This window comes from Streptomyces hesseae, assembly GCF_031845785.1.
GTDB classification, from domain to species: Bacteria; Actinomycetota; Actinomycetes; order Streptomycetales; family Streptomycetaceae; genus Streptomyces; species Streptomyces hesseae.
Genome location: NZ_JAVRFI010000001.1, coordinates 766,679 through 779,546 on the forward strand (window position 1 = coordinate 766,679; position 12,868 = coordinate 779,546).

Consider the following 12,868-nt stretch of genomic DNA (forward strand, 5'->3'; position numbering starts at 1 on the left):
CCCGCCGCGGCTCAGCCGCTCGGCAGGACGGCGCGGAGGGCGGCGTCGAGCCGCTGGGCGATGTCCTCGTCGGGCGCGGCCCGGGCCGTAGCGGAGGTGTGGAGTGCGGCGAGCTCCGTGGTGAACGCGTGGGTGAACGCTCCGTAGAGCGGAGTGCGGGGGCGCAGGGCGGCGGCCTTCAGGGCGGGCAGGAGGGTGTCCTGGGCGTAGCGGGGGCGCCGGGCGGCGTCGCGCGGCATGTCGCCGCCGCCCTCGGAGGCCGTGCCCGACGGCGCGGCCGCGCCGGGCGGTGCGCGCCGGTCGTCGCAGGACACGCCCGGGTCCGTGTAGGAGGAGGTGCGGGTGGCGGCGAAGCCCGCGTCCAGCAGGCAGCGCTCGCTCGTCCTGTCGGTGAGGAAGGCGACCAGTTCCCGGGCCTTCCGCACCCGTGCCTCGGGCATGGCGGGGCTGGCGGACACCGCGAGGTTCTGGCCGCCCAGCACGGCGGCGCCGGGCAGGGGGGCGACGCCGAGCTTGTCGTCGCCCAGGGCCGCGTGGAGCGTGCGGTAGGCGTAGGGCCAGTGGCGCAGGAAGGCGGTGCGGCCCTCCGCGAAGTCCTTGAGGGTGCCGGCCTCGTCCGACGCGAAGGCGTCCTCAAGGGTGTGCGGGCTCGCGGTGCGCCGCCGGAACTCGGCCACGCCCTTCTCCAGCATCCGCGGTGAGGCGGTGTACGTGCCGTCGTCGCCGGTCAGCCGTACGCCCGCGGACGCGAACGCTTCGACGCCGTTGACGGTGAGCCCTTCGTAGGCGCTGAGCTGGCTCGTCCAGGCGTTCCGGTAGTTCTTGGACTTGTCGGATTTGTCGGTGCGGGCCCAGGCGTCCACCGCGTCCATCAGCGAGGCCACGTCGTCCCAGGTCGTCCGCCCCCGCGCGAGCGCGTCGAGCTTCTTCTCGTCGACGCCCGCGCCGCCGACCAGGTAGTCGCGGCGGTAATAGAGGAGGCCGACGTCGCTGTTGTAGGGGACGGCGTAGACCTTGCCCTGCCAGCGGGCGGTGGCGGCGACCTTCGGGAGGACGTCCCCGTCGTCGGCGAAGGATTCGGGCAGCTCCCGGACGAGGCCGGCCGCGGCGAACTCCGGGACCCAGGTGACGTCGAGGTTGACGATGTCGTAGGCGGCGCCGCCCGACTGGAGTGCCGCGAGGAGCTGACTGCGCTGGAGGTCCGCGGAGCCGGGCAGGACGACGGCGCGGGCCCGGTAGGGCGAGTGCTCCTTCTCCTGGAGGTCGTTCCACGCGTCGACCAGGTGTTTGCGGATGCCGTTCTTTCCGGTGACGTCCACACCGGTGGCGATCACGAGCTGGGTGCCGGTCACCGGCCGCGGCGAGGCCGTCCCGGCGGGCGGGCCCGCCTCGCCGCGGCCGAAGCAGCCGGTCGCGCCCAGCAGCAGCGCGGCACACCAGACGAGGGACCGGCCGAGGGACCGGACGATTCCCGTGTGTCTCCTGCCGCCGCTCATCTCCCCCACCCCCGCGGTGCTATTCCCGGCCCTGCGCGACCTGGGCGACCTCGGCTCCGAGATCCCTGGTCAGGTCGCCCCGGGCGTCCAGGCACGTGCCGCCGCTCGCCTCCGCCACGCGCAGGTCCAGCCGGTCCTTCAGACAGCCGCCGGAGTCGAACGAGACCATGACGACGGGCACCTTCCGGGCGGCGACGGCCGCCACGAGCTCGTCCTGCCGCGCGGCGTTCATCCGGACGTTGTCCTCGTCGTCGGTGAGGAGCACGACGAGCTGGGGGTGGCCGTCGTCCTCGGTCCCCTGGGGCATCTGCTCCAGCGCGGCCTTCAGCGCGCCGCCGATGTCGGCCTCCTTGGACAGGTCCGGTTCGGCGTCGTCCACTTTCTTCGCCGCCTCGGCGGCCTTGTCCTGCTCGGGTTTGGCGGCGGCCCTGGACCACGAGCCGTGGGTGCCGAAGGCGAGCAGGTCGCGGTAGGGGGCGTCGGATCCGGCGGAGGCGACGCCCCACACGCCGAACATGTCCTCGGGGCCGAAGCGGCCCATCGCCTGCTTGAGGATCTCGCGCGCCCCGTTGGGCCCGTCCCACCAGCGGCTCATGGACCCGGAGCTGTCCAGGAGGAAGCGGACCCGGCTCGCGGCGTTGGCCTGCCGGTGCTTCTCCATGGTGTCGACGGCCTCGTCCACGGTCAGCGCGCGGGGCAGCGGGCCGGCGTCGCTCAGCAGGCCGGGCGGCGGCGAGGGGAGGGGCTCGCTCGGCGTACGGCGGAACGCCGCGTCCTGGAGGACCTTCCGGCCGTCCTTCGTCGCCAGCCAGTCCCGGAACCGCTGGACGGCCCGGTCCCGCTCCCCCTCGTCCAGGCGGGCGTCGTTCCAGCGGACGTGGACGAAGACCGGGTCGAGGCCGGGCACGTCGGCCGGGTACTCGGCCACGCGCGTCACCCCGGTCGTCCCGGCGCAGTCGCGGTACTGGGCGAGGGTGGGCTCCGCCGCCAGGACGGCGGTGCGCCGGTCCACCGCCCGTTCGTCCGCCGAGCCGCCCCGGGCCAGGCCGCAGACGAGGTCCTTGCCGGTCGGCATGGACCGTCCTTGGCGCCGCTGTGACAGCTCCACGGTGCGTGGCGCGTCCACCCGGTACAGGCCGCGGGCGGCGGCGAGCGCGGCGTCGGTGTTCCTCGGGTCGGCCCGCCGGACCTGGGCCTTCGCGTCCTTCGCCCGCATCGCCGTCATCAGCTCGGCGAGGGTGCGGCCGGTGCGGCCGCCCTCGGCCTCGGCCAGCTGTTCGGGCACCAGCAGCACCGGGGGCGCGTAGGCCAGCGGCTCCGCGTCGTCGAAGTCCAGGGAGAGCACGGACGGCTGGGTGCCGCTCTCGTCCCGCGCCCGGCGCGCGCTCGACGAGGACGCCGGAATCCATACGTCCGGCTGCGGCCCGACCGTGCCCACCGGATTGAAACCGGACCGGCCGGCGTGCGCCCACTCCCCGTACTGGGTGCGGAACGCCTCCACGGTCTCGGCGGACCCGGCGCTGTAGACGGTGACGCCGGAACGCCGGCAGCCGTCGCCGTCCTCGTTGGCGGCGGAGGCGACGAAGCCGTCCGCCGCCTCGCGGACGGCCGGCCCCAGGTCCGGGTCGACGAGGACCCGCAGTTCGAGCGGCGGATGGTGCGCGCAGGAGGCCGAGGGGCCGTCGCCGCGCGAGTCGCCGGAGGCGAGCCACCAGACGGTGGCGGCGAGCGCGACCACCACGGCCAGGCTCGCGGCGATCAGCCGCGCGCGGCGGGAGGACGGCGGCTTCCGGGGCAGCGGGGGCGGTGCCACCGGGCGCGGCGGAGGGGCGGGCGGGACGGTGGCGGGCGGCCGGGCCAGGACGACGTGCTCGCCCGCGTCCTTCCGGCAGATCTGCGGGCTCCACGCCCTGCGCCCCGCCGTCCGGGCCTCCTTGAGGCCCGCCACCAGGCGCTCCTGGAGGACGCCCAGGGTCAGGGGCCCGGCCGGCTCCCCCGCGAGGTACGCGAGATGCCGGACCAGCTCCGCCGTGTACGGCGTCGGGGTCGCGGCGTCCCCCGCGTCGATGCGCTGGTTCTTCTGCACGGCCAGCAGCAGCGAGATCCTGGCCTGGTCCTGTTCGTCGAGCTCCTCCCAGGCGCCGGCCGCGTTGCCGGCGTAGCAGCAGTCGAGGATCACCACGGTGTGGCGGCGGGCGCTCGCGCCCGAGCACAGCCGGCGCAGCGTGTCGTCCCAGCTGATCCAGCCGGGAAAGCCGGGCCCCCCGTGCTCCACCGTGGCGTCCCGCAGGCCGAGCAGCAGCCGGCCGTGGCCGCCCGTGCGCGTGTCGACGATGCCGTGCCCGGCGAAGTAGACCAGGAGCAGTCCGTCGGTGGCGTCCCGGACGTGCCCCAGGCGTTGCTCGAACTGCTCGACGCCGGGCGAGGAGAGCGACTCGATCCGGTCCTCGGCGAAGACCCCGCCCGCGCGCAGCGCGGCCGTGAGCTCCGTCAGATTGCGCTCGACCGCCGCGATGTCCCCGAGTCCCTCCGCCACTTCGAGCGGCCGGTCGCTGACGTACTGGGACACGCCGATGAGCAGGGCTCGGTCCTCGGTTCGCTCCTGCCGCCCGGATCCGGCCATCGCGCTAGTCCCGCTCGTCGTCCCGCTCCGCGCGGAATCCGGGCGGGCTGTCGTCCCCGAGGGCCCGCCGGCTGCGCACCCACTCCTTGATCGACGCCGTCACCAGGCGCACGATCTCGGTCGTGGTGGCGGCCCCGACCCACTCGATCACGATGTCCAGTTGGGGCCCCATCAGGGCGCCGGCCTCGGCGGGCCGGGCACGCCGTTTGACCTGGGCCCGGTCCTTCAGCTCCGGTTCACCCCTGAGCCACGCCTCCAGGGAGCCGATGTCCCCCTCAGCGACGTGTCCGGGCGCGGAGACCCGCACCCTGTGCCGTAATTCGCCCTCTCCCCGCGTCATAACTGGACATGGTGACACGGAGTGCGGCGTTCGAGGAGAGGCTGGGGAGCGGCATTTCGTCCGCCGGGGCGCTTGCCGGATGCGAACCGTTGTACGACGCTGTCCCGGCCACCCCGGACCGGCCGGCCCCGGCCGGCCCAAGCGCGCTCCCCCACCATCACCGCCATGCGCACTCGGCTCACCGCAGAGGGGCTCCGAATGGGCATCCACGGCCAGGACTGGGCCTCGTACCAGTCCTCCACCCCCGACACCAGCGGGCTCTCCTTCGTCTTCGTCAAGATCACCGAAGGGCTCGGCTACATCAACCCCAAATGGGTCTCCCAGCGCGACCACGTCAAGGCGAACGGTCTCGTCTGGGGCGCCTACCACTACCCCCACATGGCCAACGACCCTCGCGCGGAGGCGGATTACTTCCTCCGGCAGGTCGCCTGGCGCCCCGGCGACATCATCGTCCTGGACTGGGAGGGCTACGACGACGCCAACACGAACGTCCCCAAGTCCCGTCAGCTCGCCTACCGCGACGCCTGGCTGGAGTATGTGAAGGGCCGGATGCCGGACTACGCGGTCGGAATCTACTGCAACCTCGAGTACTGGCTGTACGTCGACCGGACCTCGAACTGCGGCGACTTCCTGTGGATCGCCACCGCCGGACGACCGGCCGGCCGGCCCGGCATCCGCGACCCCTGGCTCTTCCACCAGTACAGCGACGACGGCGTCGACCGCGACTACTGCCCCCTCGGCAGCACGGCCGAACTGCGCGACTGGAGCCTGTCGTTCCGGCGCACTCCCCCCACCCCTCCCGCCCGCTATACGGAGGAAGACATGTACTCCTACTTCGATGTCCCCGCGAACGCGGACTTCGACCTGCCCGTCGAACCCGCCGGCACCCTCGCCGCCCCGGCGGGCGGCGCCCGCAACGGCCCCATCTGGCTGATCCTCTCCGCCCAGGGCAGGGACGCCCAGGTCACCACCGCCTTCCACGACGAGGGCGGCGCGTGGGGCCGGGCGGCCGGGCCCGTCCCGGTCACCGTCGCCGGGGACAAGCTCGTCCTCCACCTGCCCACCGACCGCGTCGTGGACAAGGTCAGGATCCGCTCGACGGCTCAGTTGACGGGCTATCTGGTGGGGCGGCAGGTCGCATAGCCGCTAATTCGCGAAGGGCACCGTGCGCCACGGGCTCTCCGGGTCGGCGGCCAGGGCGCGATGCGCCTCCAGGACCTCCGTGTACCAGGCGCCGAACCGCTCCTCGTCGAAGTGCAGACACCGGCCCAGCACATAGCCGGCGGAGAACTCCTCCCACGAGCCGTACGCGTCCCGCGCGGTCTTGGAGACGCGCTCGAGGGCCGTGAGCATCTCGGTCTCCGTGGCGTACCGGGCGCCGCGGCCCCAGCGGGCCATGTTGGAGCCGCGGCCGAGGTCCCAGGCGGCGATCGAGCGCACGAACCCGTCGGGAGGCAGGAGCCCGTCGGCGCGGAACCGCGCCTCGTACCGCAGGACCTCGCCCACCAGGGTGCGCAGGTGCGTCACGAGACCGGCGAACTCCGGGTCGCCGGAGGGGACTCCGTTCTCCCGGGCGCGGGCCCACAGCTCCGCCTCGACGAGGGCGCGCCACCGCTGCGGATCGACGTGGCCGCCCCGGCCGCCGGGCGCGAGCGCAACGCGGGCGCCGAGGACGAAGTCCCAGTACCAGGGGCTCACTTCGCCGTCGAGCAGCCGCTCCTGCGTCGCGCGCCAGTCGTCGCGCCCGTGGACGGACCAGCCGGCGGCGATCCGCTCGACCTCGCCCCGGTAGCCCGAGCCGTGCCAGTGCGGGGTGTTCCACGCGTCGCCGTTCTGGAAGCACAGATGGGCACCGCAGGCCAGGCCGTGCAGCAGCGGGCCGGGTGGCGGGGCGCCCGTACGGCGGGTCACCACGCGGTCGCCCAGGCCGTCCGGTTCGAACAGATCGTGGTGGAGGTCGAGCCAGGTCTCGCGTTCGTCGTCGTCGGTGGAGAAGTACTCCTCGCAGGGCGTGGCGGCGTTGACCGCGAGGATGTCCACGTCGCCGGGGAGGATCCCCGCGAGGGCCCCGAGCGTCGCGTACTCGTAGACCAGGTGCGGATGCGTGCGCGGCAGCAGGCCGGCGGTGTAGACCTGCGCGGCGACGCGCCCGTCGGCGAGCGGGACGGTCAGCATGGGGAACTCGTCCTCGCCGGCCGCCCGCGCCTCGTCGAGCCGCACGGGGTAGTAGACGCCCTCGATGGCGAGGATGCGCAGGTACGCGTACGCGTTGCCGGTACGGGTCAGCCGGTACAACTGCTGTTCGACGTCGGTGGGCGCCGTCCAGCGGGTGCCGTCCTCGGGGACGGGGACGAAGGGGAAGACCTCTTCATGGTCCTCCTCGTAGGCGTCCTCTTCGTCGTGGGCATCGTCCCCGGACGCCGTCCGCATGGGTTTTCCTTCCGTTCCATGCCCGTCGCCCCGGTGACGACCGCAAGATCACGCGGGTACGTTACCGGCGGTCCCCGGACGGCCCGGGCGCGGGCCCCCGTCCACCGGGATTCGAGCGCGGGGCCCTGGCGTGCCGGGCATGGCCGTCCATTCCGGGGGTACGGGTTCCACCGCGCGCGGCGTCGTCGTCAGCTCGTCGGGGGCGCTCGGCCTGCGCTCGTGGCCGGACAACGGCCTGTACGGCGCCGCCAAGACCGCCCTGGACTTCCTCACCCGGACCTGGGCCGTCGAGCCGGCACCGCGCGGCATCCGGGTGGTGGGCGTAGCTCCGGGGCTGGTCGACACGGGAAGCGGGGGCGCCCATGGGCCTGACGGAGGAGCAGCACACCGGATTCCTCCGGGAGATCGGCGCCAGGGTGCCGTCCGGCCGCGTCGGCAGGCCTGAGGAGATCGCCTGGTGGATCACCCAGCTCACCCGTCCGGAGGCCGCGTACGCCAATGGCATGGTGCTGCCGGTGGACGGCGGGCTGTCCCTCACGTGAACCGGGAGACGGGCACGGCCCCGGCCCCGGGGCTACCGGGAGGAGCCGAGGGCCGCGCCGGCCGGGTCCAGCGCGTCGGCCCGGCGCCGGAAGTCGGCGGCCACGTCGTCCCAGACGGGGCCGTGCAGATAGAGACTGTCGGCCGCCTCGCGCATCAGGGCCGGGTCGTCCGGCCGCTGAAGGATCGCCAGCCTGTAGGCGAGGTTCCGGACCCAGCCGGGAAGGCGCCCTTCGACGAGGCGGGGGGAGAGGTCACGGAGCATGGCGACGATCGAGTCCGCGTCGGCGAAGGTGAGTTCCTCCACGAAGTACTGCTCGTGGTGGTCACCGCCGCACCTGGGCGCGTCCTCGTATTCGTCGTCGTACAGGCATCGGGCGTGTTCTGTGAGGCTGGCGTGCATGATCATGAATTATGACCACACGCGCGGCGGCCCGCCGCCCGGGCCGGCCACCGGGCGTTGATCGCCTGTTGAACACCCGTTCCTAACCTCCTCGCGGCAATCACCCCCGAGGAAGAGGAACGGGCCTGATGAACGCGTTAACCAAGCAGCCGCCGAAGAAGTCGTACATATGGGGCACTCTTGTCCTGGCCGCCCTCGGCGTGGCCACCCTGCCCGCGCCGGCGCAGGCGGCCGCGCAGGCCGGACCGCTCGTCGGCCTCGCCGGCAAGTGCCTCGACGTCCGCGGCGGCGTCCAGGACAGCGGCACTCCGGTCCAGCTCTACGGCTGCAACGGCACGGAGTCCCAGCGGTGGACGTACGTCGAGCAGCCCGGTGAGACCGGCGCCACGATGACCGCGTTCGGCAAGTGCCTGGACGTCGCGTCCAGCGGCACCGCCGACGGCACACCCGTCCGGCTGTGGGACTGCAACGGCTCGAATGCCCAGAAGTGGGTGCGCCACCAGGGCGACGTCCTGGTCAACCCGCAGTCCAACAAGTGCCTCGACGTGCGCGGCGGCAACACCGACGACGGCACCCCGGTGCAGATCTACAGCTGCAACAACAGCGCGTCCCAGGTCTGGAAGTTCTCCGACGGCGGCGCCCCGAAGCCCAACCCGGACCCCGGGTCGTTGCAGCGCCAGGTCTTCGACCTCGTCAACGACTACCGCGCACAGCACGGCAAGGCACGTCTGGAGTACGACCCCGTCGTCGAGCACGCCGCCCAGGACGAGGCCGACGAGCAGTCCCGCCGGCAGCAGCAGGGCCACTACATCGGGACGATCGACTCGCTCCGAAAGTACGGCTACTCGCGCTCGTTCAGCGAGGTCGCCGAGAACGCGGCGGGCGCCCGCGGCTTCTGGAAGGACGCCCGGTCGGTGGTCGACGCGTGGATCAAGGAGCCGCTGCACGAGCGGAACATCCTCGACGACCGGCATCGGTACACCGGCGTCGGCGTCACCATCGACACGAGCGGCACCTACTGGTGGGCGCAGGACTTCGTCGGCTGACCCGCCCCACCCCCGGTCCGATACTCATGTACGTAGACCCGGGTGATGTGATCGGCCGGCGGCCCGGCCGGAGGCCGGGCCACCCATCGGGGAGTAACTCCCGTACAGACGGAGACCGAACGCCCCACACCGTCGTGGTCCGGGGTGCGATGGATCCCCGCCGGAATACTCCGGCGGGGATCCGTCGCCTCACGAGCCGTCACACGTGTGTCACCGACCGCGCGGACTCCCCGGGACGCGATGACGCTGATCCGTACGCGAACTCCGGGTGGCGGCGGCGACCGCGGCGAAGCCGTAGTCGAGCATTTCCGTCTCGTACGACCGGACAGCCTCCAGTAGGGGTGCACCCGTGAGCAGTCGGGAGGCAAGCAGCCCCGCGTCGTGGAGCGCGGCTCCCGCGCTGATCCCGGCCGGGGCCATCGGGTGTGCCGCGTCACCGACCAGGGTCACCGGTACCGGCGGCCCCAGCTCGGGGCGTTCGGAGATCTGGATGCTCGCGGGCACAAGGTACCCGAGGTCCCCCAGCCCGACCAGCGCGCTCAGCGAAGGGTCCCAGTCCGCGAGGGTGCTTACCGCCAACTCCAGCAGGTCCACGGCACCGAGCTCGAAGAAATCGGGACCGTAGACGCCGGCCGGGGCGGTCAGGCCCCACATGACATAGTCATCGGCCGCCGGCAGCCCGAAGTCGGCCGGGTTGCGGCGAAACCGCTGCGCGGCCAGCGCGAGGCGGCGGCCGTCCGGGCCGACCACGCCCAGGAAACCCTCGAGCGCCGGCGACGGCGTCAGTCGCCGTGCCCGAGCGGTCAGCGGCGTACGGCCGTAGATCAGCCGGGCGTCCTGCACGGCCACCGAGAAGCCGGGCAACAGCTGCCTGCGGACACCGGAGTTGGCTCCGTCGGTGGCCACCAGCAGGTCGCCCTCGGCGGTGGAGCCGTCGGTGAGGAAGACCCGTACCGTTCCGTCGTCCAGCAGCCGGTAATGGGAGAAACCGGCACCGAACCGGGTCGCGTCCATCAGGTCCCGCAGCATGATCCGGCGCAGCGTGAGCCGGTCGACGGTGATGCCCGCGGTATCCGGGGGAAGCTCGACCTCGGTGAATTCCCGCAGGTCGGGGCCGGTCATACTGACGCCGCCGCCGGGCATGCAGGACGTGGCGACGGCCTGCTCATAGGCCTCGGCGGGCAGCCACTCGCGCAGCGCCGCGTCCCCGTGGCCGTTGATGTGGATCCGGTATCCCTGCGCCCGGGCGTCGATGGCGGGATCTCGCTCGAAGAGCTGTACGTCATGGCCGTGGCGGCGCAGAGCGTGGGCGAGGCATGGGCCGGCCAGGCCGGCGCCGATTATCAGGGCACGCATGCTCTGCCTCCCAACTGAGATCATCTCATTTGAGACCATCTCGCACGCTACCGTAGCGCCCATGGAGACTCAACCCGTCGATCCGGCCACCCTTGGACTGCTGATGTTCCGCGCCCACCAACTCGCCCGCGCGAGGGCCAACCAAGCGGCCCGGCCGACCGGTATCGAGCTGCAGCACGCCGGTGTGCTGACGGCCATTCAGGCCGGCCAGGTCCGCAGCCAGCGCGAGCTGGGCGCGGCGCTCGGCATCGACAAGTCCACCCTGGTACGGATCGTCGACGACCTGGAGCGCCGCCACCTGCTCAAGCGGCGCCGGGCACCGCACGACCGCCGGGCATACGAGATCGTGATCACCGAGGAGGGCGAGCGGCGCCTGCAGGAGGCGAGCGAGTCGTTCCGTGGCGCGATGCGGGAATTGCTGGAGGTTCTCGACGTCCGGCAACAGCACCAGCTGCACGAGCTGCTGGCCCGCTTCGTCGCGCAGACGCCGACCTGAGTGGGCGTTCCGCGAACGTTCCCCGGGTGTGATCCGGCAGGATCTCACTTATGTTCGAAGAGAAACTCGACGCGCTCTCGCAGTTGACGGACAACACCACCCCCGGAGTCATCGTTGTCTCCGGGATCTCCGCCGCCGGCAAGTCCACCGTCGCGCAGGCCCTCGCCGAGCGTCTGCCGCGTTCGGCGCACGTGCGCGGTGACCTCTTCCGCCGCATGATCGTCAACGGGCAGGCGCACATGACCGCCGAGGCGCCGCCCGAGGCCGTGGCGCAGCTCCGGCTGCGTCACCGGCTGGCCGCCGCATCCGCCGACGCCTATGCCGAGGCGGGGTTCACCGCGATCGTGCAGGACGTCCTGCTCGGTGAGCACTTGGCGGACATCACCCGGCTGATCCGGAGCCGCCCGCTGGCCGTGGTCGTTCTGGCGCCCGGCCCCGGGGCCGTGGCGCGGCGCGAGGAGCAGCGGGCCAAGACCGGTTACGGGCCCGACTGGCAGCCCGAGGATCTCGACAAGGTGCTCCGGGACGGCACTCCTCGGATCGGTCTGTGGCTGGACACCTCGGAGCAGACCGTCGACGAGACGGTCGACGAGATCCTCAAGCGGGCCTGGACCGAGGGCGCCGTCTCCTGACCCGGGGCATCCGGCATTCCCCGGCCGAGCCGGCCGGCCGCGACGACGCGAACCTGCCGGCCCAGCCCGTACCGCAGACGTCGCGATGGTCAAGGGAGGACACCCGTTGCGCATCACGGATCGGTCCGGACCTGGGGCGCCATGGCCGAGGTGGTCAAGGCCGGCAAGGCCCAGTGGCTCGGGCTGTCGGATGTGACCGTCGAGCAAGTGCGCATCGCGCAGGCGGTGCACCCGGTCGCCGCCGCCCAGGCGGAACTGTCGCTGTGGACCCGGGAGGCGGCCGTCGATCTGCTGCCGTTCACCGCCGTGGCTCTGTTCACGAGTGAGGGCAGCGTTTCGACGGCACCGGCCTCCGGGGTTGAAGTTGTCGCTGCGGCAGCTTCTACCGTCCTGACCAAGGCCGGAGAGACCGGCCGGAGAGGCATTCGTGAGGGAGCGGCATTGGACTGGCCTATCGCGGAGGTCGCCCGGATGTCGGGCGTGACCGCCCGGACCCTGCGGCACTACGACGAGATCGGCCTGCTGCCCCCGGCCCGGATCGGCAGCAACGGCCACCGCTACTACGAGGAACACCAGCTCCTGCTGCTGCAACAGATCCTCGTCCTTCGGGCGCTGGGCGTAGGACTGCCCGAGATCGGCCGGGTCCTGGCCGCGCAGGTCGACGAGGTGGAAGCGCTGCGCGGCCACCACCGGCGGCTGCTCGCCGAGCGGGACCGGCTCGATGTCCTGGCCGCTGCCGTCTCCCGCACGATCGCCGAACTGGAGCAGTCCAGGAAGGACGGTAGACCCATGACCATCAACCGACCGGAGAACCTGTTCGAGGGCGTGACGCCCTCCCAGTACGAGGCGACCCTGCACGACTTCCCCGAGCACGCCGAAGCGATCGCCCGCAGGGTCGCCACGATGACCCCGGAGGACGTCGAGGCCGGACAGCGCGAGCGCACGGCGCAGATGATCCGGCTGGCCGAGCTCATGGCCGCCGGGTATGCGGTTGACGCCGAGCCGGTGCAGGCCGAGATGGACGCCCAGTACCGGGCCCTGACCGCACTGCGGACCGTAACCGCCGACGAGTACCGGGCCATGGGCCGCTCCTGCGTGGACAACGAGCCGTGGCGCGCCGCGTACGAGGCAATCGCACCGGGTCTGGCCGCGTACCAGCGGGATGCCATCGAGGCGTACGCCGCTACCCGGCTGAGCTGATCCGGGCCCGGGCCGGCCCACGGGAACCGGCCCGACAGCGGCCCCTGCTTGCCGCACCGGCAGTCTCACCTTGCCCGGCACCGCGGATGCCGGGCAAGGTGCTGCCCGTTCTCATGAACATCGAACCTGGCCCTGAACGAATGCCGCCCGGCGAGCTGAACAATCGCTGTCGGCACTCGGGTTCTGGCTCAACTTCTGTGGTCCGCGCACGCTGAGTGATGGCTGAAGGTCGGAGTGGCTCCCGGGAAGTTGCCCGAAAGTGATCGTCAACCCGGTGGACGTGGCCGAAGTTCGGGGCCGTGCAAG

The 12,868-nt window shown here is 72.4% G+C and carries 13 protein-coding genes; 7 read left to right on the top strand and 6 right to left on the bottom strand.

All coding sequences use genetic code 11. The annotated features are described in order from the left end of the window. Positions 1-11: 11 nt before the first annotated feature. Genes RM609_RS02900 through RM609_RS02910 form a run of 3 tightly spaced genes read right to left on the bottom strand, consistent with a single transcriptional unit; the run spans position 12 to position 4,459 of the window. A complete protein-coding gene (locus RM609_RS02900) occupies positions 12-1,496 on the bottom strand; it encodes an extracellular solute-binding protein (protein WP_311607605.1) in 1,485 nt (494 codons plus the stop codon). Positions 1,497-1,515: 19 nt separating this feature from the next. Next, positions 1,516-4,119 (bottom strand): substrate-binding domain-containing protein, encoded by a 2,604-nt coding sequence (locus RM609_RS02905; RefSeq protein WP_311607606.1) that lies wholly within the window; start codon positions 4,117-4,119, stop codon positions 1,516-1,518. A gap of 4 nt (positions 4,120-4,123) precedes the next feature. Continuing rightward, entirely contained in the window at positions 4,124-4,459 is a 336-nt protein-coding gene (locus RM609_RS02910) for an effector-associated constant component EACC1 (RefSeq protein ID WP_311607607.1), read from the bottom strand. Positions 4,460-4,624: 165 nt separating this feature from the next. Between RM609_RS02910 and RM609_RS02915 the strand changes: the two genes are divergently transcribed. Continuing rightward, positions 4,625-5,602: a glycoside hydrolase family 25 protein gene (locus RM609_RS02915; RefSeq protein ID WP_311607608.1), complete on the top strand. Its 978-nt coding sequence runs from the start codon at positions 4,625-4,627 to the stop codon at positions 5,600-5,602. 3 nt (positions 5,603-5,605) lie between these two features. On the opposite strand, the gene RM609_RS02920 is transcribed toward RM609_RS02915, so the two are convergent. Next, a complete protein-coding gene (locus tag RM609_RS02920; RefSeq protein WP_311607609.1) occupies positions 5,606-6,889 on the bottom strand; it encodes a DUF1266 domain-containing protein in 1,284 nt (427 codons plus the stop codon). A gap of 139 nt (positions 6,890-7,028) precedes the next feature. On the opposite strand from RM609_RS02920, the gene RM609_RS02925 reads away from it, so the two are divergent. After that, the gene (locus RM609_RS02925; protein ID WP_311607610.1) at positions 7,029-7,334 is read left to right on the top strand and encodes an SDR family oxidoreductase; all 306 of its coding nucleotides are present in this window, start codon (positions 7,029-7,031) and stop codon (positions 7,332-7,334) included. Beyond that, positions 7,252-7,431 carry an SDR family oxidoreductase gene (locus tag RM609_RS02930; RefSeq protein WP_311607611.1) on the top strand — a complete coding sequence of 60 codons (180 nt, stop codon included), beginning with the start codon at positions 7,252-7,254 and terminating at the stop codon, positions 7,429-7,431. The genes RM609_RS02925 and RM609_RS02930 overlap by 83 nt, the downstream gene beginning before the upstream one ends. Positions 7,432-7,463: 32 nt before the next feature. Here the strand turns inward: RM609_RS02930 and RM609_RS02935 are convergent, their stop codons facing one another. Continuing rightward, on the bottom strand, positions 7,464-7,832 hold the full coding sequence (locus RM609_RS02935) for a hypothetical protein (protein WP_311607613.1): 369 nt from the start codon (positions 7,830-7,832) through the stop codon (positions 7,464-7,466). 128 nt (positions 7,833-7,960) lie between these two features. Between RM609_RS02935 and RM609_RS02940 the strand changes: the two genes are divergently transcribed. Next, positions 7,961-8,878: a CAP domain-containing protein gene (locus RM609_RS02940; protein WP_311607614.1), complete on the top strand. Its 918-nt coding sequence runs from the start codon at positions 7,961-7,963 to the stop codon at positions 8,876-8,878. 210 nt (positions 8,879-9,088) lie between these two features. Here the strand turns inward: RM609_RS02940 and RM609_RS02945 are convergent, their stop codons facing one another. Continuing rightward, complete coding sequence (locus RM609_RS02945) at positions 9,089-10,234, bottom strand: FAD-dependent oxidoreductase (RefSeq protein WP_311607616.1); 1,146 nt, start codon at positions 10,232-10,234, stop codon at positions 9,089-9,091. 61 nt (positions 10,235-10,295) lie between these two features. Between RM609_RS02945 and RM609_RS02950 the strand changes: the two genes are divergently transcribed. The 3 genes from RM609_RS02950 (at position 10,296) to RM609_RS02960 (ending at position 12,562) form a co-directional block, all read left to right on the top strand. After that, the gene (locus RM609_RS02950; protein ID WP_311607618.1) at positions 10,296-10,730 is read left to right on the top strand and encodes a MarR family winged helix-turn-helix transcriptional regulator; all 435 of its coding nucleotides are present in this window, start codon (positions 10,296-10,298) and stop codon (positions 10,728-10,730) included. Positions 10,731-10,780: 50 nt separating this feature from the next. Continuing rightward, entirely contained in the window at positions 10,781-11,362 is a 582-nt protein-coding gene (locus RM609_RS02955; protein WP_311607619.1) for an AAA family ATPase, read from the top strand. Between the two features lie 441 nt (positions 11,363-11,803). Further along, positions 11,804-12,562 (top strand): MerR family transcriptional regulator, encoded by a 759-nt coding sequence (locus tag RM609_RS02960; protein WP_311607662.1) that lies wholly within the window; start codon positions 11,804-11,806, stop codon positions 12,560-12,562. Positions 12,563-12,868 lie beyond the last annotated feature (306 nt).

What these genes read in the sequence shown, in the direction of transcription:
- RM609_RS02940 (WP_311607614.1), top strand. Translation starts at nt 7,961, where the DNA reads ATGAACGCGTTAACCAAGCAGCCGCCGAAGAAGTCGTACATATGGGGC.
- RM609_RS02920 (WP_311607609.1), bottom strand. Translation starts at nt 6,889, where the DNA reads ATGCGGACGGCGTCCGGGGACGATGCCCACGACGAAGAGGACGCCTAC.
- RM609_RS02935 (WP_311607613.1), bottom strand. Translation starts at nt 7,832, where the DNA reads ATGCACGCCAGCCTCACAGAACACGCCCGATGCCTGTACGACGACGAA.
- RM609_RS02945 (WP_311607616.1), bottom strand. Translation starts at nt 10,234, where the DNA reads ATGCGTGCCCTGATAATCGGCGCCGGCCTGGCCGGCCCATGCCTCGCC.
- RM609_RS02915 (WP_311607608.1), top strand. Translation starts at nt 4,625, where the DNA reads ATGCGCACTCGGCTCACCGCAGAGGGGCTCCGAATGGGCATCCACGGC.
- RM609_RS02950 (WP_311607618.1), top strand. Translation starts at nt 10,296, where the DNA reads ATGGAGACTCAACCCGTCGATCCGGCCACCCTTGGACTGCTGATGTTC.
- RM609_RS02900 (WP_311607605.1), bottom strand. Translation starts at nt 1,496, where the DNA reads ATGAGCGGCGGCAGGAGACACACGGGAATCGTCCGGTCCCTCGGCCGG.
- RM609_RS02910 (WP_311607607.1), bottom strand. Translation starts at nt 4,459, where the DNA reads ATGACGCGGGGAGAGGGCGAATTACGGCACAGGGTGCGGGTCTCCGCG.
- RM609_RS02925 (WP_311607610.1), top strand. Translation starts at nt 7,029, where the DNA reads ATGGCCGTCCATTCCGGGGGTACGGGTTCCACCGCGCGCGGCGTCGTC.
- RM609_RS02905 (WP_311607606.1), bottom strand. Translation starts at nt 4,119, where the DNA reads ATGGCCGGATCCGGGCGGCAGGAGCGAACCGAGGACCGAGCCCTGCTC.
- RM609_RS02955 (WP_311607619.1), top strand. Translation starts at nt 10,781, where the DNA reads ATGTTCGAAGAGAAACTCGACGCGCTCTCGCAGTTGACGGACAACACC.
- RM609_RS02930 (WP_311607611.1), top strand. Translation starts at nt 7,252, where the DNA reads ATGGGCCTGACGGAGGAGCAGCACACCGGATTCCTCCGGGAGATCGGC.